Here is a 19,718-nt window from a genome sequence, read left to right as displayed (position 1 = left end):
AATTAAAAAACCAATTAAAACAATGTAGTAAGGTTTTGGCACGAAAGCTGACTAAGTCATTCATAATCATTAGATATGAATCGAGACTATGGATATTACTCGGAATAAAAAAAAGAAAATTAACAAGAAGTTACTAATCAGCTCCTTAGTGACTTTTGGAATCGTTGCCAGTCTGTTTTTCCTTCTAAACACAAATAATGCCGATCTTATTGTTAGCCAAGATTCTGTGCTCACGGATAAAGTGCAGCGTGGCGACTTCGTCGTAACTGTGCGTGGTACAGGTGTACTAGCACCAAAAAACATTCGTTGGATTTCTACTGACGTTGATGGTCGCATAGAGCAAATTTTATTAGATAAGGTTATCGATCAGATTGATGTTGCTATTATTGCGATAGATCATCATAAAAATATTCGCTTAATGAACCCTGCCTCTGAACGACTGTTTGAGTGTCGATTTAGTGAAATTGATGGGTGGCCTATCAGAACGATTGGTTTGCATAATTTACCAGAAGATTGCTATCGAAAAGTGGTAGAGTTCACGTTAGAAAAACAGAACAAAAGGGTGTATTTGCATGTTGATGAATATTTTGAAAACGGACAGAAACATCAACTAGTTTTTATTTCAGATATTCAAAGCCTATTAAGAGAGGAAGAACGTCTGGCTTGGCAAAAGTTATCACGTGTTTTAAGCCATGAAATCAATAACTCACTTACCCCCATTGCATCGATCAGTGACACTTTGTTGAGACTATCATCTAAGCAAGAGTTACCTACCCAGTTTGGAAAGAGTTTAAATGATGGACTAGCCGTCATCAAAGAGCGTTCAACATCATTGAATGAATTCCTAAAAGGTTATCAACGGCTCACAAAACTGCCAGCGCCAGAAAAGAGCCGGTTTAATTTACTCGACTTAGTCAATTCGATTGTCCCTCTATTTACTCAATCGAGCATTCAAACTTCCACATCTAATCCCCAAATTTATGCTGATAAAGCGCAAATTGAGCAAGTGCTTGTAAATCTAATCAAGAATGCCCAAGAAGCCATGTTTGACCTTGAGCGTGTAGATATTCGTGTATGTTGGCAACAAAATGACACTCAGATCGTCATTGATGTCATTGATTGTGGTGTTGGTGTCAGTAATCCAGATAATTTATTTGTGCCTTTCTATACCACTAAAAAGTACGGCTGTGGTATTGGTTTAGCATTAAGCCGACAAATCATTAGCCGTCATGGTGGCGATTTATTATTAAAAAATAATGAACGAGAGGACGGGGCTTTCGCTCGAATTACCTTGCCGTTACTTGGTAAATGAACCGATATATTTGATCGGCTTTGGAATAGGCTTACTTTCATTATCATTTTAAAAGTGCCTTGTTCACACCAAAATTATAGACAGTTTCTGTAGTATTCAGTTACTACCCTTAACCTTTTAAATTGTGATGTAATTCACAATTATCAATAAGGAAAGGTTGAGAATGTTATGTCTAAAGTTCTAATGATTACTGGTGATTTTGTAGAAGATTACGAAAATATGGTTATTTTCCAAGCGCTACAAGCAATGGGGCATGAGGTAGATGCAGTTTGTCCAGACAAGAAGGCTGGTGAGCAAATAGCTACTGCAATTCATGATTTTGAAAATCACCAAACCTATTTAGAAAAAACTGGGCATAACTTTACTTTAAACGCCACTTTTAACGATATTAAGCCTGAAGAATATGATGCACTATATATTCCGGGTGGGCGTGCGCCTGAATATTTACGCTTAAATGCTGATGTAATAAAAATGGTACAACACTTTTTCGTTACTCATAAGCCTGTAGCTGCATTATGTCATGGGCCACAGTTATTAGCCGCAGCTAAAGTGCTCGAAGGGCGAAAAGTGAATGCATACCCTGCTTGTCAACCAGAGGTCGAGTTGGCAGGAGCAACCTATATAGATTTGCCATTAGAGTCGGCAATTACCGATGACAATTTAGTCACAGGACCAGCTTGGACGGCTCAAGTTGAGTTTTTAAAGCAGTTTAATAAATTGCTTTAACTCCATATTTCAACATCGTAGAAAGGAACGCTATGTGCCAGCTATTCATTGATGCTGAACCATCGTTATGGCAACCAAAAACAAGATCTCTTCGCATTGAAGGTGTCGTAACATCAATACGATTAGAACAATTTTTTTGGCAAGTGTTAAACGAAATTGCTGAACGAGATAACATGACGGATACGTCATTGATCAGTAAGCTTTATCTTGAGTCTATTGATGCTGGGCACGATTTAGGAAATTTTACTTCGTTTCTTAGGGTTTGTTGTGCCCGCTACCTTTCTATGATGGCGAATAATCAAATCACTCGAGATAGCAGTTCATTATCTGAAGTATCAAACGTAGAGCAAATATTGTCATTAGAGAAACAACTTTACTCTTCAAAAACACCAATCAATTCAAATAAGCATTAAAGCAGTATGATATGAACACTCAGAACCTCGTTAATCAGCTGGGTGCAATTCTTGCACCTAAGCAATTATTAACCCGTGATAGTGATACCGAGCCATATCGTAAAGGTTTTAGAGAAGGCTTTGGTCCAGCGGTTGCAGTCGCATTACCCATCACATTGTGGCAACAATATCAGGTGCTTGAGACTTGTATTAATGCCGGTGCAATGGTGATCATGCAAGCCGCTAATACGGGGCTTACTGGTGGCTCAACACCGACTGATGGCGTTGAAAGACCGACGGTTATTATTAACACACTGCACATAAACGGTATTCATTTTTTAGAGTCTCAAAAGCAAATTGTTGCACTTTCAGGTGCAACACTCTTTGATTTAGAGAAGCGGTTAAAATTGAAAAAAAGAGAGCCACATTCGGTTATTGGCTCATCTTGTATTGGCGCTTCGATTGTAGGTGGTGTTTGTAATAATTCTGGTGGCGCTTTGGTTGAACGAGGCCCTGCTTATACAGAGCTATCCTTGTATGCTGAAGTCGACGAGTTTGGCAAACTTCATTTAAGGAATGAACTGGATATTGACTTAGGTGATACGCCAGAGGAAATACTAACTCGCTTACAACAAGGTGAATTTAGCGAACAAGATATTCTTAAAACTGAGAAACAAGCCTCAGACCATGAGTATCAACAGTATGTTCGTGATATCCAAAGCACTAATCCTGCTCGATTTAATGCCGATACTCGCCGTTTATACAAAGCCAGCGGCTGTGCTGGGAAGTTAGCTGTTTTTGCCGTTCGACTGGATAGTTTTGAACAAGCTGAACGTAGCCAAGCGTTTTTTATCAGTACTAATTCAGCCGTTTCGCTTCAGGCGTTACGTCGTAAAATTCTTCAGGAAGGGGAACATTTACCTATCAGTGCCGAATATATTCACCATGATGCATTTCATCTTGCTGAAGCTTATGGGCGAGATACGGTATTTATGATTAAGCAATTTGGCAGTAGCTACTTACCTTCGTTTTTTAAAATAAAAAAGAAGTTAAATGGTTGGCTGAATAAGCTGGGCTTTAACAATAGCGGCATCATAGACAGTTTCTGTCACTATTTTTTTAGACTTCTTGGCAGTCAGACGCCAAAATTTTTCCGTGACCTAAATAGACAGTATCAACATCATTTAATCATTAATGCTCAATCGAACGGTATTGAAGAATTAGAAACTTTTGTCGATGAAGTTAATAATGATTATTCGGCTTCCGCTAAAATCAATATCGTTAAATTAGAATCTCAACAGGCAGCTGATGCAGGGTTGTTACGTTACGCTTGTGCCAGTGCTGCCATACAGTATGAAGCTGTACATGCAAAAGAAGTAGAAGGTCTCGTAGCGCTGGATATTGCTCTACCAAGAAATTGTTTCGATTGGTTTGAGGTGTTGCCAGAAGGTATTGATCAGAAATTGGTTTATAAAAATTACTATGGTCACTTTCTTTGCCATGTTTTACATCAAGACTATCTGGTTAAAAAAGGTGAAAACATAGCTTCTTTGAAGCTGGAAATTTTGGCTTATTGCCAGCTGAGAGGTGCAAAATATCCAGCAGAGCATAATGTTGGACACCATTATCAAGCTGAGCAACCGTTGGCTGAACATTATAAAACACTAGACCCAACCAATGCGTTTAATGCTGGAATTGGTGGGCTTTCAAAAAAATCGAATTATCAATAACAAGGAACTGTCCCGAAATAACTTCCCGATTTGTTACAGCTTAAAATTGCCAATATCAAGGCACGAAGAGTGAAGTTTAGTTGCTATAAATGAATGATGAGTAACGCTGAGAGTGGCAATTTTAAGCGTAACCCTTTGGGCTGTGTTTATTTTTGGCTTCTACTGCGTTGTCGAAAGCTCATTTAGAAACGTAGTAACGACAGTTGTGTATGTCGTTAATAACTACACCGCACTTTCTCCTCCTTGCATAAGCTCAAAAATAAACGACAGCAAAACGGGGAAGCTATTATGGGACAGTTCCTAAATATTCAAATCAAAAAGTAGGAACGTAAATCATGTCACAGCTATTACACACTATGGTTCGTGTAGGTAATCTTGATAGAAGTATCGAATTTTATACCAAAATGCTAGGAATGAAGTTACTCAGAAAGTCAGAAAACCAAGAGTATCGATACACTTTGGCATTTGTTGGCTATGCGGATGAATCAACTGGCCAAGCGGTTGTAGAATTGACCCATAATTGGGATACGCAGAGCTACGACATGGGTACTGGTTACGGTCACTTGGCTATTGGCTTTGCTGATATATACCATCAATGCAAAATCATTGAAGCCGCTGGTGGAAAAATTACTCGCCAACCTGGCCCTGTATTGGGCGGAAATACAGAAATTGCCTTTGTTGAAGACCCTGACGGATATAAAATTGAACTTATTCAAATGAAATCTGCAACTGAAGGTTTAGGTTAACTTTTTACCTTCAATTGATGAGTGTCCCGTCTTGGGTTTTTGGAATATTTCAAGACGGGACAAAGTATTAATTATTCATAACGAAGTTTCAATGATGGCCTAGCGCTCGCCACTTTGTAAGCGATACTGGCTACTGTTAACCAAGTAATGCCAGTGACTAATGTAACCGCTGCAAGATAAGCAAGTACAGATTGAGTCACTCGCTCGTTAAAGTTACTCAACCAGTCATCAACGAGTATGTAGGTTGCAGGGAAGGCGATTACAGCACTGATTAATACCAGCAGCATAAACTCTTTTGCTAGTAAGTTGACTAAACCAAATACGGTATCCCCCAATACTTTACGAATAGCGACTTCTTTGCTACGTCTTAAAGCACTGAATGAAGCCAAGCCAAGAATACCAACACACGTTAGAATTATGGCGAGGCCAGAGAAGATCATAACAACCTCAGTGATTTGACGCTCAGTTTGATATACCTGCTCATAGTTGTGTGACAGCACTTCCATATCAGAAGCCGCAATGTTGAGTTTTTGTTGTAGCAGCTGTTTTACGCTCGCTTTAATATTTGCCAATTCTAAAGGTTCGAAATCAATCACTAAGCGAGCAACATTTTGGAACGATAGACCGCATACAATGACTGTTGGATTTACTGTATCTTTTACTGAGCCGACAACAATATCTTCAATTACGCCTACAATCACGCCTTGGTCTGTGCCATTAAAACGCCAAACTTGATTTAAGGCATCTTCAGGGTTTTGGTATCCAGCTTGTTTGGCTAGGTTACGGGTAATTAAAATTGACGCTTTATTTGTGCCATCTTCTTGCTTTGAGTACCAGTCAGAAGCAAACTCTTCAGAGAAGTCTCTACCAGCAATTAAATTAAAGCCTTGAACTTTAGCAATGTCATATCCAGCCCCCACAAATGGGATGACTTGTCCTTGCTCAGAACCTTGCCAAAAAAACTGGATCGAACTACCGATAACGTTGGTTAAATCATTATCGATAGCCGATACCGAGTTTACGCCGGGAAGTCGTTTAATTTCGCTCAGTAACGCAGAATTATGTTGGTTAAATAAGTCTTTATTTCCTAAGCCTGAAACTAACAGTTTATGCTGCTTAGCATAGCCAACAGGTAGGCTGTTCAGAAGCTGGAGTTGCTGATATAAGGTGACGGAACCAATAATTAGCGCAATGGATAATGCTGATTGCAATACCAATAAAGACTTTCTCACCCAAATGGCTGTTTTACCACGCTGTAGGTCACCACTTAATACGCGTTTAGCACTGAATGATGAGATAAATAATGCTGGATATAAGCCTGCAACAACACCAACTGTTAGCGTGATAACAACAATAAATAAACTAAAGCTTGTAGCATAGTTCAATACCAAGTTGCCGCCGATAAGTGTGTTGAACCAAGGTAAGCTCAGTTCTACGATGGCACAGGCAATGATTGCTGCAATTACGGTTAGTAAAACTGACTCTGTTAAAAACTGAGTAATCAGTTGAGCTTTAGATGCACCTAGTGCTTTACGAACGCCTACTTCTTTAGCACGCTGGCTCGACTGAGCGATACTCATGTTAATGAAGTTAACGCTTACAATCACAATCAATAGCACGCTTAAACCAATACAGATAAGCACTGTGGTTTTCGAACCATTATCTTTAAGTTCAAAACGCGACTGTGACGTTAAATGAATATCCGCTAAGGGTTGAAAGCTGGTTTCTACAACATTATTACCATCATAAACGGTGTCATTTAATAACTTTGTGAGTTGAGCTGCAATCGATTCAACCTGACTTGGGTTGCTGATGCGTAAGTAATTAAATGCGGCATTATCTCTTAGGTGCATTTTGTCATATAACGACGGGTTCATTGACGATAATGACTTAAAGTAGAGATGTGTGTTTTCAGGTAAGTCAGCCAGTACAGCATCAACGGTCCAATGCCCTTCTTTTCTTAATAAGGTTTCGCCAACAACATCCGTTCGGCCAAATAAACGAAGAGCTTCACTTTCCGTTAATGCAAGTCTGTCGGGCAGCGTCAGAGCTTTATTTAGATCACCATCAAGCACCTGTATATTGAAAAAGTCTTGAATGTTCGGTGAAGCTGAATATAAGTCATCAAGCAAAACATATTCATCGTTAACAGAAACTTGATCATCAACAAAACTATTGAATACCCCTAAGGTGAAGATATCTTCAATACCATCAATTTTAGTGATGTGTTTTTTCAATACTGGACTACTTGCAGGAACCGTTAAGCTCATTGGGATAAAGTGCTGAGCTAAGCGATAAGTGCTTTGATGCTGCGGCTGAAACTTATCGTACGAGCGCTCAACATTAACATAAAGTGCGACCAAAATAGCAGCTGCTAAACCAACGGATAAACCAAATAAGTTCAGTAAAACATGTTGCTTTTGACGACGAAATGCTCGCAAGGCGGCAACAATGTAATTATTAAGCATATTGCACCTCACGTTGAGTTTCGCTGGCGTTATCAAGCATGATTTGACCATCAAATAAACGAACTACTCGGCTGGCGTATTTCGCATCTTTTTCTGAGTGAGTTACCATCACAATAGTCGTGCCTGCTTGATTCAGCTCTTGCAGCATCGCCATCACATCTTCACCGTTTTTAGAATCTAAGTTACCCGTTGGTTCGTCGGCTAAAATAAGCTTCGGATTAATAACTAATGCTCTGGCTACAGCAACTCTTTGTTGCTGACCACCAGAAAGTTGTTGAGGTAAATGATCTGCACGATGATCAATGCTGACGCGTTTTAACATCTCATCGACACGTTGGTTACGCTCAGACTTGCCCATGCCTTGATACTGCAAAGGCAACTCGACATTTTCACGAACAGTAAGGTCATCGATGAGGTTAAAGCTCTGGAAAACAAAACCTATGCTAGATTTACGAACGTTAGATAATTGTTTTTCACTATATTGGCTAAGCTCTGTGCCATCGAAATAAAATTGCCCTGTAGATGGTGAATCCAGCATACCTAGAATTGAAAGTAGTGTAGATTTACCGCAGCCAGAAGGCCCCATAATAGCCAGAAATTCGCCTTGGCTGATACTGAGTGAAATATCATTCAGCGCAGTAGTTTCAACGTCTTCGGTGCGAAAGATACGAGATAAATGTTGTAGTTTAATCATGGCTTTTGTCCCTAAATTCTGAATTATTCTTCGAATTAAAATCTGCGAAATTGTTTTAAAGTTGTATTTGTAATGTGTCGGCTTTCTCAAAGGCGTCATAGCCTGACGTTATGACCCTCTCGTTTGGATTGAGTCCACTGATAACTTGATAATGGTTTTGGTTTTTACGTCCGAGCTTAATTTGTCTACGTGATGCAGTGTCGCCATTAGTATCAACAACGAATACCCAATGCCCACCGGTTGAACTGTTGAATCCGCCACGGTCGAGTAAGATAGCTTGGCGGCTGTTGGCCTCAAACATTAAATCGACATCTAAACTTTGGCCGCGTTTTACGCCAGCAATTTTTTTTGGTAAATCTAATTCAATCGTGAATTGTGACTGCTTTACACGGCTATCAACCTTGGTTACTGCAACTTGATAAGGCTTACCCGCAATTTGTACTTTTGCTGGCATTCCTGTTTTGATTTGGCTTAAGTAGTATTCGTCAATATTGACCATCAATTTGTATTCACCAGGAATATCGATACGACCTAAACGGCTACCTGCAGATTTGGATTCGCCAAGCTCTACATTGAACTCACTTAAGTAGCCGCTGATTGGCGACTTAACCAGTAAGTTATCTAAATTGTTGCGGGCGAACTTTAGATTGGATTGCAACATTTCAGCGCTGTCTTCTAGTTGGGTAACTTGAAGTTGTCTGATCTGCTCTTCCTGCTGTTGGCGTTGCTCAGTTAGGGCCTTGCGCTGCTGAAAATATTGTAAATCTTGCTCTAGATTCATCAGGTGCTCACGAGCTAATACACCTTGTTTAACCAAAGGTTTTGATTGGGTGATTTTGCGGTTTAGGTGCGCCAGTTGTAATTCAACTTCTAACAAGTCACGCTTTAAATTCAAACGATTGGTTTCCATCGTCATTTGGGTGTTACGTAAGAAGTTGAGCTGTTCAGTAACTTGAGCTTCACGCCCCATTACATCCAGCTGTAAAGCCGTGTTGGTAAGCTTAACTAGTGGCTGGCCTTTTTCTACGTACTCACCTTGTTCTACCAATCTTTCTTCAACTCGACCGCCTGCAACCGTGTCTAAAAATAACGTTGTTTTAGGGTGAATATTGCCACGTAAGCGCAAGCTGTCTGAAAACTCACCCTTAGTCACGGTAGAAATGGTCAAGCTAGAAGCATTAACTTTTTGGATTCGGCCTTGTTCTTGATGTCCTTGCCAATAGAAATAACTCCCAACTAAAAGCGTAGGGATAGAAGCGCTTAACAACCATTTTTTCCATTGTTTTGATTTTGATGGTGCTACTTGCTTATCCATATTGCACAGCCTCTTATGAAATCATTTAGTAAAATGTTGAAGTAGACATTTCAAAAGGTGTGCCAAAATATTAATGCAATATAAATCAGCTGGTTAATGGTTTTGTGGTTGTTAATGAAATAAAAGAGTGTCCAGTTTTGAAACAATAAATTGTCCATAAATGGACAATTTGCTTGTGATGAAAGGTAAATATCCGTACATTGATTGCAATTATTTAACACTGATACAACAAGAATAATGAAACATCAGGGAAGTATTCTCATCGTCGATGATAATGCCGATATTTTAACGGCTTCACGTTTGCTGCTAAAAAAGCATTACCAACAAGTTAAAACTACAACTGACCCACAACAAATCAGCCATTACTTAAACCAGTTTGATATCGATGTGGTGCTGCTCGATATGAACTTCACTCAAGATGCTATCAGTGGCAAAGAGGGGTTTCATTGGTTAAAGCAAATCTTAACGCTGAAACCAAGCACTACCGTGATTATGATGACGGCTTATGCCGATATGAATCTAGCTGTCCAAGCCATCAAAGCCGGAGCGGCTGATTTTATTGCCAAGCCGTGGCAAAACGAGGCGTTACTGGCAGTTGTAGCGGCCGCTTTTACTCATGCGGAAACAAAGAGTGAACGGGATAGTTTAAGTCGTAAAAATAAAGAGCTCAGCTCGGTACTCACTCAATCTAACTCGGTTTTTCTTGGCGAAAGCCCTGCCATGCAACAAGTGTTTAGCACCATCGAAAAGGCCGCAAAAACCGATGCCAATATTTTAATATTAGGTGAAAGCGGAACAGGTAAAGAGCTTGCAGCTCGGGCGGTACATCAAGCCAGTCAGAGAGTAGATAAAACTTTTATTAGTGTGGATATGGGATCAGTATCAGACACTCTGTTTGAAAGTGAACTTTTCGGCCATAAAAAGGGCGCTTTCACGGATGCCAAACAAGACCGAGTAGGGCGTTTTGAACTGGCTCATAAAGGCAGTATTTTCCTTGATGAAATTGGTAATTTACCTTTATCGCAACAGGCAAAGCTATTAGCTGTACTCCAAAACCGCCAAGTGACGCCAATAGGCAGTAATAAAACCATCGATTTTGATACTCGCTTAATTTGTGCGACTAACCATGATTTACTTCAAGCCATTGACAGTGGTGAGTTCCGCCAAGACTTTTTGTATCGGATTAATACCATTGAAATTCATTTGCCGCCACTCAGAGAGCGTGAGCAAGATATTCCGTTATTGGTCGATCATTACCTGACGTATTTTGGCACTAAATATCAACGAAATTTAAGTATTACGCCAAGTGACTTAAAACGGTTATGCCAATATTCATGGCCAGGGAATGTTCGTGAATTAGCACACTCTATTGAACGAGCGGTTATTTTAAGTGAAGGCAGTAAGTTAGATATTTCAACGATTGTTACAACACCAGCAGTGGATATTGTTTCTGATAATAATCAACAGCTCACAACATTTAATTTGCAAGACGTTGAGAAGCAAACAGTTGCAGCGGCATTAGAACACTTTCAAGGGAATGTCAGCAAAGCGGCAAAAGCATTGGGTTTAACTCGTGGTGCACTTTATCGTAGGTTAGAAAAACATGAACTTTAATGTAGTCACTCATACCCAATTAAGCCGTGGTAGCGTCAAACTCGCACTGAATGTTGTTTGTTTATGTGTTGTGTTGCTGTTGACCGCACACACTTGGCATCAGCAAGGGATGACTGCGTTAGTCACCATTTTAGGGCTATCCAATTTACTGTTAGTTTACTTGCTGGTGGCGCAATTTAACCAACAGCAAAAGCAAGTCACGCAAATGCTGAGTGCCTTAGCTAATGGTGATACTAGTTTGGGATTAGCAAAACATCATCCGCTTAGAGTGAAGTTCGACCAAGTGAATGAGCAACTCAAAAGTAGTGAAGCAAAGGCACAGTCACAAGCTCATTATTTACAAACTTTGTTAACTCATTTAGATATCGCCATTTTGGTGGTTGATGGTAAAGGCCAATTAACTCACAAAAACCCAGCCAGTGAACGTTTATTAGGTTTGTTACCTGAAAACGTAAGTCGTATGGGGCAACTAGGGGAATGCATACAAAGAACACAACGAAGCCATCGGTTATCGCTAAACTGGCAAAAAGGGGTACATCAAGACAGACTTTCTGTGCAGATCACTTGTGTCAGCATTGATGGAGAAGCATTAAAACTGGTTAGCATTCAATCTATCCATTTAGCCTTACAAGCCAAAGAGCAACAAGCCTACAAAAAACTCACAAAAGTGTTAACTCACGAAATTGCTAACTCAATCACACCTCTTACGTCACTCTCTCAAACTGCAATGACATTGATACCAGAGCAGCTTAGTTTTGACGATGAAGAAGATAAGCAAGATTTACATTTGGCGTTAGACACTATTGCAAAGCGGACGGCTCATTTAGATGAATTTATCGGTCGTTTTCGCTCTATGAGTCAATTACCCGCACCAAGTTTGAAAATCATTTCTCTAAAAGAGTTAGTCGGCCGGACGATAAAGCTGTTTGAAGCACAGTGGCGAGAGTATGGCATTGATATTGATACTAATTTGGTTAGTGATTATTCATTAATGGCTGATGCAGGGCAGTTGGAGCAAGTTTTGATTAATCTATTAAAAAACGCCACAGAAGCAGTGAGTGATGAAGCAGAAAAGAAAATTACAATCAGCTTACAGCAAAATGATGATGCTCAAGTGAGCTTGGACATCTCTGATAATGGCATAGGTATAGCAGAGCATGTTCTTGAGATGATTTTTGTCCCCTTCTTTACTACTAAGCCACAAGGCTCTGGCATAGGGTTAAGTTTATCGCGGCATATAATGATTCAACACGGTGGCGACTTGAGTTATGTGAACTCTGAAAATGGAGCGTGCTTTAGGATGGTGTTGAGTTGAAATGATGAGAAAGCGGTTCAACTGAATCGTTTTCTCAAAGGAGTTTGTTTAATTTGATTAAGGTGCCTTTTACTTGAAACTGAAACAATAGAATATAAAGCTAATATCATTAGGAGCAGTTTTAATCACCTAAGTAGGTGAGCATTTTTTACTGCCTGTAAACTCGAATATTTGCGGATTATGCATACTTTTTGTTATTCATAAAAAGTAAAATTTAAGCATAGAGTTAACAGTTAATTTCAACATTTTTATGTTTAAACAGTTAGTAAAAAAGTTCTTCTTTAAACAAAAGCAAGATGCAGATAAAGAGTGGCGATACTTTGAAGATACCTATCACTCTTTAAAAACCATCGAGTTTCAAGAGAGCTTTAACAAGCCCGCACAGAGCCTGACTGATGAAAAAGAACGCATTGTTCAATGCGATCTCCAAGAACAATTTCATCATTATTTATTTGGTAAAGAGCGTGGTATTGATCGAAGTGATCAACTAGCCGCTTTTATCGCAAATCAAATTTCAGGCTTACTAAAATCACCATCAGAATTGTTGAATGATCTTCCTGTTTTACCCAGATCGCTAAATGAAATTTCTAGACAGCTAAAAAATGACGATTTTGATGCTCTCAGTATTGTTAAGTTGTTGAATGAAGAACCGGTCATCGCTGCTAAAGTGATTCAACTAGCCAACTCAAGTGCCTATAAAAAAAGTGATATTCCAATCATTAGCTTGAAGAAAGCGTTTTTAGTTCTAGGAGCTAATGGGCTCAATGAGGCGGTTATAAACGGATTTATTAAACAGCTCATTCCGCAAAAAAACCTCTATTTTCAATTTTATGGCGTCAAGCTTTGGCAGCACAGTGTCAATACAGGAAAAATCGCAAAAAACTTGTTGGAGCAATCTGGCCATAAAGAATTTTGTGCTGAAGCGTATTTGCTCGGGTTGATGCAAAATCTTGGTAATATTGTCATTTATCAGCTTTTACTTGATGCCTTCTCTGTTGTACCACCAGAGTACCAACCAGGTTCAAGTCATTTTAAAAAGGTGTTAAATCAATATTCAAAAAAGCTGACTCATCAAATTGCTCACCATTGGGGATTTCCAGAAAGAGTGGTAATGAGTTTAGAGAAGCAATCTCTGATTTATGACCGTAAAGTGCTTGCTGTGGTATTTCAAACCGATTTTTTGAGTGGGTATATTTTTGAGGCAAATGTGATAAGCCAAGCGGTATTGCTAAAGCAGCAAAGTAAAGCCCAAGCCAAAAATATCTACGAGCAAGCTAAGCGAAAGCTGTATAGTAACGAGGCACTTGCTTCTCTAGATTCATTATTCATTGAATCAAATAATGAAGTTGCTTAATTCTATCAATCTGAAATTATAACCTGAGTGTTTTAGAAGGGGATTCTTGAAATAGAGCTTTGTATTCTTTTGAGAATCTTCCAAGTTCGATAAACCCCCAATTTAAGGCGATATCCATAACTTTAAAGCGTCTTTTTTCGGAGTTCTGTAACTGTTTCCTTGCTCCATTTAACCTAATTAATCTTAAATACTTGATTGGAGTAACTCCAAATTGCTCCAAAAAACCGTACTGCAAGCTTCTTTCACTCACACCTGCAACGTTGCACAAGGTTGCAATATCAGGAAGTAAATGCGCATTGTAATGCAAATAATCAATAACTTTATAAACGCCAACCTGCCTTTTAGATTGTGATGTTTCCAATGACGTCGCACCGATTGGGTCGATAAGCGTATCGAGTGTTACTTGTAAGGTTTCAGAACTTAATAAAGCCGCTGTTTTAGCTAAACCATTAAGATTGATATTGCGAGATAAACTCATGATTTTATTTAACTGATTTGAAAAGTAGAGCGCTTTTTTTTGTGAAACCTCAATAATACTACTTTGTAATAATGTATCAGGAAGCTCTCGGTTAAATATTTGTTGGTATTTGGAAGATAAATATTTCTTCAGAAATACGGCTGCGATATAATCTAAATTGTCATCGTAAACCATTTCCCAGCTGCCTCCACTTGCTTTACAGAAAGTGTGGTTACGTCTCTCTTGGCCACAAAAGCGGAAGTTACTTGAATGCATTAAAGGGAAGGCAAATGGGATGTACTGAGAGTTCGGTGTAGCTTGTATCATGCCGCCAGTAGTTAGCGCTTCCCGCATAATTTGTACTGAGCCAAGGTTTACCTCGTTGTATCGAACGTTGAGGTTACCTGTTTTGAGTTGGGTATAATGGCGGTTTTTATTCGGCTGAAAATGAGAAAGCTCTTCCAAGTTATTTGTTTCTATACTTCGAAAGTGGCTACCAATTTCAAACATTTATTACGATTCCTAGACAGGTAATATGAGTTTTAATTTAATGATTATTTTACCTTGTTGAGTTTTAATAATGGAAGTGTAATAAATATTTATATTTCTTTTACATAGTTTGTTATCAAAAATATATGAATTCACAACAGAACAACCCCTTACATGGAAAAAGGCTAGACGCTATATTGGAAGAACTTCAGCAAGAGTTTGGCTGGAATGGCCTTGCAGATAGAATCAATATCAATTGCTTTAAGAGTGAGCCTTCCGTTAAGTCATCACTTAAATTTCTACGAAAAACCCCTTGGGCCAGAGATAAAGTTGAACAGCTCTATATTGATACTTTTTGCAGGGTTGATCCTTGGAGAAGTGGAAGGTAAAGAATCGGCAGATAATTAGATGTTTGAGTTGAGCTTCAAATATCAAATATCAAATACTCAATCATCTCAATTCAATCAGTTCTTTTATAATCTAATGTGCTGAAGTTGAGCGACAGGTATTTCCCTTAAATTTCTAATATCTTCCTTCCGTAAACCATCAGGGTTTAGTTCTAAAGCGTTGGAGTACTTAGCTCTTCCATTAAGAATAAACCTTGAAAGACCTTCAACCGACATGACGATCCAAAAGCCATCGTGTTTGAATTCATTTCTGTAACGCTCTGTATTTCTGATATTCACAGCAACTCCATTATAGGGCGTTATTGGTTTTTTCATTATTGGGCAACAAAATGAATAGAGCTTATTACGCTCTGAAGGAGAGAGTTTCTTGAATACTCTGTTATCAGAATTTGTGCATTCAAATGCTCTCTGCATTATGTGTCTTTGGCATTGTGATTGTGTAAAGAAGAAAGGTTCCGAAATATCTTTTCTTGTGACATGAGATAGCCAATTTGTGATATTTGATCGTTGTAGCGCACTTTTAATTTGATACGTTTTGATTGGATTCATGACGATGCATATGAATGACTTAAAAAAAGCTAATACTCCCGATGTATTCAAATGTCGTTCCGAAGTAGGTTTTATATGCCATTCATGATTATTAAAGGAGACCTCAAACCCTCCAGTTGTAGAGTCTTGAATGTTATCACAAGATAATCCCCATGCTTGATTGAATACCTTATTAGGTGTGACTATAAGAGCTGCCATATTATGCGTATTAAGGCTGAAAATGTTTGATTTCAAGCATGATCATAAACATAAAGATAAATCATTGGCTATGGTTGTTAATTTTGTTTAACGCCATGCTAATCTGAACTTTTAAACAAAAAGTATAATTTACTATTTTAAGACGTAATTTTTTTGCTTTTAGTATTGATTTTGAGGTGACAAAATAAAAATGATGAAAAATAAAAGAGGTCGTTTAGACCGCTTTCTTTGTAGTGCATTACAAATTTCAAAAAAACAGGTACGAATTTATCTACTTGAAAAAAGAATTAAAGTTAATGATGTAGTGGCTGACGCACTAGATATGCAAATCACTGAGTTTGATAAGATTCAGTTAGACCATCAGCTTCTACAGGAACATCAGCCCATTTACATCTTAATGAATAAACCGGTTGGAGTTGTAAGTGCAACAAAAGATGATCTTCATAAGACCGTGTTAGATTTAATCGTGCACCCAGAAAAAGCCCAACTTCATATTGCTGGTCGATTAGACTTAAACTCATCCGGTTTGTTGCTTCTCACCAACGACAGTAAGTGGTCGTCCCAATTAATGTCACCAGATTCAAAAGTAACAAAAAAATATTACGTGAAGTTAAGACACCCTGTGAGTGAGGATTATATTTCTGGCTTTAACCAAGGCTTTCATTTTGAATATGAAAACATTACTACTAAACCTGCTAAGTTAGAAATTCTATCCGAGTTTGAGACGCTAGTGACGTTGAGTGAAGGTAAATACCACCAAATAAAGAGAATGTTTGGTCGCTATCGAAACCCTGTGGAAGCTCTTCACCGTATTTCAATTGGAGATATCAAATTACCCGATGAGCTTAAGCCTGGTGAGTGGAGGTTTCTGAAAGAAAATGAAATAGATCACAACGATAGTTTAAGTTGAAAATACAAATCAAATCACAAAAATTTTCTTTTAAATTGAATCGGTTTTTTCGATTGATAATGTCGTGCCAAGAGAATTTTAAGTCATAGTTACAAATGAAACGGTTGCAAAAATTTAAATAAAAAGGTGCGGTTTACTTATCTAATTCAAGTTTGGTTGTAGACGATAATGACGAGTGCATTAGTATTGATGATTTTGCATAATGGTTAGATAGTTAGGCGTTGAAGCACTTTATGTTGTTCTGTAGGCAATGGTTTTAAATTGAAAACAATATCAATATCGAAATATTCATCTAATATTTTGTAGCATTTTGAAATAATTATATGTTTCTAAAATGTATCAATTATGTTATTCATGTTTTTCCTAGATTAAAGGACAGGAGGTCAGAGGAGTACTCCTAGTAAACCAATTTGAGGGAACAACATGAAAACATTTAAGTTGAATGTGCTTTTTGCTGCCATTACTGCAACCGCAGTTTCATCTTACGCAAGTGCGGCTGATGACAATAAAGAAGAAGTTGAGCGTATAGAGGTGACAGGATCGCACATCAAGCGCACCGACATGGAAGGTCCTAATCCGATCACGAGTTTATCCGTCGAAGATTTACAAGATACTGGTGCAACTGACCTGATAGGAGCACTTTCTAAACTACCTATAGCTGGTGCTGGAACCTTTTCTACTCAAGCAAACTCAAGTGACGATACTGCAAACGGTGGTTCGAGCGTTTCACTGCGTGGGTTGGGTGCCGATTCAACCTTAATTTTGGTTAACGGTCGTCGTGTTTCTGTGAGCCCTTTTGCGAAAGGAATTGATACCGCCTTCGTCGACATCAACAATATCCCAATTGCAGCCGTCAAACGTATTGATATATTGAAAGATGGTGCGAGTGCGGTTTACGGTTCTGATGCAATTGCCGGCGTGATCAATATTGTTTTACGTAATGATTTAGATGGTGCTGAAATTAGTGCGCGTTATGGCGATACAACCAGCGGTGGTGGTGAAGAACAAAACCTGAGTATTGTTTGGGGTAACCAAGCTGAAAAAAGTAATCACACATTTATCTTAGATTATTTCAAGCGTGAAGAAGTGCTCTATGGTGACAGAAGCTTTGCTGCAACAGCGAACCAAAAAGCTCGAACTGGTGATCCTCACGCTACAGATTTTAGAAGCTCATCTGGTTATCCGGGAACGATTGCACTAAAGAGTAATCCTACCAACCGTATGGCGGATACCTTTGGTAATGATGTTTGTCCTGCTGATCAGATTGTTGGTGATTTATGCCGATATGATTATGCTCCAGTTATGACTATGATCCCTGAAGCTGAACGTTTTAGCTTTAATTACATGGGTCAATATGACATTACTGATACGATGCGTGGCTTCGCTGAGCTTAATGGGCAAAATGGTCGCAGTTTAGTTCGTGGTGCTGGTAGCCCAAGTTTCAATGAATTATTCATGGCTGGTGATAACCCTAATCATCCTTTTGCCAATCAAGCTGATCACGAGTTTCATGGTCAAGATCTCACAATGAGACGAAGAATGGTGGATATAGGTAACCGTGCTAAAGACGTCGATAGTGATTATTACCGTGTTATTTTAGGTCTTGAAGGTGAAATTGCAGAAGAATGGAGTTGGGAAGTTGCGTACAACTACATTAAATCAAAATCAGTAGAACGTGGTATTGATGGTTTCCCGAATAAACGCCGATTACAAGAAGCAATCGATAATGGAACTTATGATCCATTTGAGCCTTCTTCCAACTCTCAAGAAGCTTTAGATTATATCGAAACCACGACAACCCGCATTGGTAAATCTACGATGAGATCGATAGATGCAACGATTTCAGGTCCTATAATGGAAATGGATGCTGGCGATGTTTTGTTAGCTTTCGGTGCTGAATATCGTAAAGAGTCGATTTCTGATAATCCAGATGATCAGTACTTACGTGGAGAAGTATTTGGTACAGAGGCAACGCAAGCGAATGGTAGTCGAGACAATAAAGCCATATACGCTGAATTGGCCATACCGTTACATGATACCTTTGAACTTCAGTTTGCATTGAGACACGAACGTTACAGTGACTTCGGTAATACAACGGATCCTAAAGTCAGTTTCTTATGGAATCCGATGGAAGATCTTTCCTTCCGTGGCTCATACGGTACAGCATTCAGAGCCCCATCATTACATCAGCTTGGTTTAGGAAAGACGGATGAATCCCCAACTTTGGTGGATAAAGCGCGTTGTGCTCTAGTCGGGCTTGGATGTGAACCTTTTGAGTTCACTGCGGAGTTTGAAGGTAACCCAGATCTACAACCTGAAGAATCCAAAAGTTATAACTTAGGTGTAATTTATAATATTACTGAGGATTTAGACTTCTCTGTAGATTATTACAATTACAAAATTGAAAATATCATCGATTCTGATACTCAATTTGTACTGAGTAACTTTGGAACAGATCCTTCAGTGGTTGAGCGTATTCCTACTGGTGTAGCAGGAGACCCGGGTGAAGTAGTTCGCATTTTTGATACTTTCCAAAATATTGGTAACCTTGATACTTCAGGTATCGATCTTGATGTAAATTACAAACTAGAAACTGGTGCTGGCGACTTTAACTTTTCTTATGCACTTAATTACATCTTATCATATGAAGACAAGCGTAATGATGGCAATGGTGGTTATCGAATAGATACTGTTGAAGGTGATTTTGAGCAGCCTGAATTCCGCTGGAGAGCTGGAGCAGACTGGAAGACCGATAATTTTGTTTCTAACTTATCATTGAATTACATTGGTGAATTTAAGCAAGATGAGTCTGTGCGAATTCAAAAAGACGGTACAGTATTGAAAGATGTAGATTCGATGATAACTGTAGATGCAAGAGTGAGTTATTATGGCGTAGAGAATACGGTATTAACGCTAGGTGCAACGAATTTATTTGATGAAGAACCACCATTTATTTATAACGAGTTTATGGGATTCTCAACAAATGTTCACAGTGGCCAAGGTCGTTATTGGTATGTGAACGCATCGTATAAGTTTTAAAGT

Annotated in this window: 16 protein-coding genes; 11 read left to right on the top strand and 5 right to left on the bottom strand. The window is 38.8% G+C overall.

The annotated features are described in order from the left end of the window. Nucleotides 1–148: 148 nt before the first annotated feature. The 5 genes from AC1EU2_RS01980 to gloA all read left to right on the top strand — a co-directional run bounded on the left by AC1EU2_RS01980 (nt 149) and on the right by gloA (nt 4,906). Nucleotides 149–1,312, top strand: a complete 1,164-nt coding sequence (locus AC1EU2_RS01980; protein ID WP_480296330.1) for a sensor histidine kinase — start codon at nt 149–151, stop codon at nt 1,310–1,312. Between the two features lie 168 nt (nt 1,313–1,480). Next, complete coding sequence (locus AC1EU2_RS01975; protein WP_480296329.1) at nt 1,481–2,038, top strand: DJ-1/PfpI family protein; 558 nt, start codon at nt 1,481–1,483, stop codon at nt 2,036–2,038. Between the two features lie 32 nt (nt 2,039–2,070). Continuing rightward, nucleotides 2,071–2,451, top strand: coding sequence for a ribbon-helix-helix domain-containing protein (locus tag AC1EU2_RS01970; protein WP_480296328.1), 381 nt, complete (start codon nt 2,071–2,073; stop codon nt 2,449–2,451). Between the two features lie 11 nt (nt 2,452–2,462). Further along, nucleotides 2,463–4,160 carry a D-lactate dehydrogenase gene (dld, locus tag AC1EU2_RS01965; protein WP_480296327.1) on the top strand — a complete coding sequence of 566 codons (1,698 nt, stop codon included), beginning with the start codon at nt 2,463–2,465 and terminating at the stop codon, nt 4,158–4,160. Between the two features lie 335 nt (nt 4,161–4,495). Continuing rightward, on the top strand, nt 4,496–4,906 hold the full coding sequence (gene gloA / locus AC1EU2_RS01960) for a lactoylglutathione lyase (RefSeq protein WP_480296326.1): 411 nt from the start codon (nt 4,496–4,498) through the stop codon (nt 4,904–4,906). A gap of 71 nt (nt 4,907–4,977) precedes the next feature. Here gloA and AC1EU2_RS01955 read toward each other — a convergent pair whose 3' ends face one another. From AC1EU2_RS01955 to AC1EU2_RS01945, 3 genes are read right to left on the bottom strand one after another with little or no spacing between them, the layout of a single operon-like run. Next, nucleotides 4,978–7,374, bottom strand: a complete 2,397-nt coding sequence (locus AC1EU2_RS01955) for an ABC transporter permease (RefSeq protein WP_480296325.1) — start codon at nt 7,372–7,374, stop codon at nt 4,978–4,980. Beyond that, nucleotides 7,367–8,068 carry an ABC transporter ATP-binding protein gene (locus AC1EU2_RS01950; protein ID WP_480296324.1) on the bottom strand — a complete coding sequence of 234 codons (702 nt, stop codon included), beginning with the start codon at nt 8,066–8,068 and terminating at the stop codon, nt 7,367–7,369. Before AC1EU2_RS01950 ends, AC1EU2_RS01955 begins: the two co-directional genes overlap by 8 nt. 55 nt (nt 8,069–8,123) lie before the next feature. Next, nucleotides 8,124–9,383 (bottom strand): efflux RND transporter periplasmic adaptor subunit, encoded by a 1,260-nt coding sequence (locus AC1EU2_RS01945; protein ID WP_480296323.1) that lies wholly within the window; start codon nt 9,381–9,383, stop codon nt 8,124–8,126. 237 nt (nt 9,384–9,620) lie between these two features. On the opposite strand from AC1EU2_RS01945, the gene AC1EU2_RS01940 reads away from it, so the two are divergent. The 3 genes from AC1EU2_RS01940 to AC1EU2_RS01930 all read left to right on the top strand — a co-directional run bounded on the left by AC1EU2_RS01940 (nt 9,621) and on the right by AC1EU2_RS01930 (nt 13,666). Beyond that, complete coding sequence (locus tag AC1EU2_RS01940) at nt 9,621–10,997, top strand: sigma-54-dependent transcriptional regulator (protein ID WP_480296322.1); 1,377 nt, start codon at nt 9,621–9,623, stop codon at nt 10,995–10,997. After that, nucleotides 10,987–12,312 carry a sensor histidine kinase gene (locus tag AC1EU2_RS01935; protein ID WP_480296321.1) on the top strand — a complete coding sequence of 442 codons (1,326 nt, stop codon included), beginning with the start codon at nt 10,987–10,989 and terminating at the stop codon, nt 12,310–12,312. Before AC1EU2_RS01940 ends, AC1EU2_RS01935 begins: the two co-directional genes overlap by 11 nt. A 250-nt stretch (nt 12,313–12,562) precedes the next feature. Continuing rightward, nucleotides 12,563–13,666 (top strand): HDOD domain-containing protein, encoded by a 1,104-nt coding sequence (locus tag AC1EU2_RS01930; RefSeq protein WP_480296320.1) that lies wholly within the window; start codon nt 12,563–12,565, stop codon nt 13,664–13,666. 16 nt (nt 13,667–13,682) lie between these two features. Here AC1EU2_RS01930 and AC1EU2_RS01925 read toward each other — a convergent pair whose 3' ends face one another. Beyond that, nucleotides 13,683–14,633: a helix-turn-helix domain-containing protein gene (locus tag AC1EU2_RS01925; RefSeq protein ID WP_480296319.1), complete on the bottom strand. Its 951-nt coding sequence runs from the start codon at nt 14,631–14,633 to the stop codon at nt 13,683–13,685. Nucleotides 14,634–14,758: 125 nt separating this feature from the next. Here AC1EU2_RS01925 and AC1EU2_RS01920 point away from each other — a divergent pair, with 125 nt between their 5' ends. Further along, a complete protein-coding gene (locus tag AC1EU2_RS01920) occupies nt 14,759–15,001 on the top strand; it encodes a VF530 family protein (RefSeq protein WP_480296318.1) in 243 nt (80 codons plus the stop codon). Nucleotides 15,002–15,085: 84 nt separating this feature from the next. Here the strand turns inward: AC1EU2_RS01920 and AC1EU2_RS01915 are convergent, their stop codons facing one another. After that, entirely contained in the window at nt 15,086–15,298 is a 213-nt protein-coding gene (locus AC1EU2_RS01915) for a hypothetical protein (protein WP_480296317.1), read from the bottom strand. Nucleotides 15,299–15,959: 661 nt separating this feature from the next. Here AC1EU2_RS01915 and AC1EU2_RS01910 point away from each other — a divergent pair. Both AC1EU2_RS01910 and AC1EU2_RS01905 read left to right on the top strand, forming a co-directional pair. Further along, nucleotides 15,960–16,676 (top strand): pseudouridine synthase, encoded by a 717-nt coding sequence (locus AC1EU2_RS01910; RefSeq protein WP_480297060.1) that lies wholly within the window; start codon nt 15,960–15,962, stop codon nt 16,674–16,676. Between the two features lie 423 nt (nt 16,677–17,099). Beyond that, nucleotides 17,100–19,715 (top strand): TonB-dependent receptor plug domain-containing protein, encoded by a 2,616-nt coding sequence (locus AC1EU2_RS01905; protein ID WP_480296316.1) that lies wholly within the window; start codon nt 17,100–17,102, stop codon nt 19,713–19,715. Nucleotides 19,716–19,718 lie beyond the last annotated feature (3 nt).

This window comes from Parashewanella sp. 2304DJ23-3 (assembly GCF_056591695.1).
This window is presented reverse-complemented; position numbering and strand designations above follow the sequence as displayed.

Excerpts from the sequence above, each read along its gene's own strand:
- AC1EU2_RS01955 (WP_480296325.1), bottom strand. The coding sequence starts at position 7,374 with ATGCTTAATAATTACATTGTTGCCGCCTTGCGAGCATTTCGTCGTCAA.
- AC1EU2_RS01970 (WP_480296328.1), top strand. The coding sequence starts at position 2,071 with ATGTGCCAGCTATTCATTGATGCTGAACCATCGTTATGGCAACCAAAA.
- AC1EU2_RS01905 (WP_480296316.1), top strand. The coding sequence starts at position 17,100 with ATGAAAACATTTAAGTTGAATGTGCTTTTTGCTGCCATTACTGCAACC.
- AC1EU2_RS01910 (WP_480297060.1), top strand. The coding sequence starts at position 15,960 with ATGAAAAATAAAAGAGGTCGTTTAGACCGCTTTCTTTGTAGTGCATTA.
- AC1EU2_RS01925 (WP_480296319.1), bottom strand. The coding sequence starts at position 14,633 with ATGTTTGAAATTGGTAGCCACTTTCGAAGTATAGAAACAAATAACTTG.
- AC1EU2_RS01945 (WP_480296323.1), bottom strand. The coding sequence starts at position 9,383 with ATGGATAAGCAAGTAGCACCATCAAAATCAAAACAATGGAAAAAATGG.
- AC1EU2_RS01950 (WP_480296324.1), bottom strand. The coding sequence starts at position 8,068 with ATGATTAAACTACAACATTTATCTCGTATCTTTCGCACCGAAGACGTT.
- AC1EU2_RS01975 (WP_480296329.1), top strand. The coding sequence starts at position 1,481 with ATGTCTAAAGTTCTAATGATTACTGGTGATTTTGTAGAAGATTACGAA.
- AC1EU2_RS01930 (WP_480296320.1), top strand. The coding sequence starts at position 12,563 with ATGTTTAAACAGTTAGTAAAAAAGTTCTTCTTTAAACAAAAGCAAGAT.
- dld (WP_480296327.1), top strand. The coding sequence starts at position 2,463 with ATGAACACTCAGAACCTCGTTAATCAGCTGGGTGCAATTCTTGCACCT.
- AC1EU2_RS01940 (WP_480296322.1), top strand. The coding sequence starts at position 9,621 with ATGAAACATCAGGGAAGTATTCTCATCGTCGATGATAATGCCGATATT.
- AC1EU2_RS01920 (WP_480296318.1), top strand. The coding sequence starts at position 14,759 with ATGAATTCACAACAGAACAACCCCTTACATGGAAAAAGGCTAGACGCT.
- AC1EU2_RS01935 (WP_480296321.1), top strand. The coding sequence starts at position 10,987 with ATGAACTTTAATGTAGTCACTCATACCCAATTAAGCCGTGGTAGCGTC.
- gloA (WP_480296326.1), top strand. The coding sequence starts at position 4,496 with ATGTCACAGCTATTACACACTATGGTTCGTGTAGGTAATCTTGATAGA.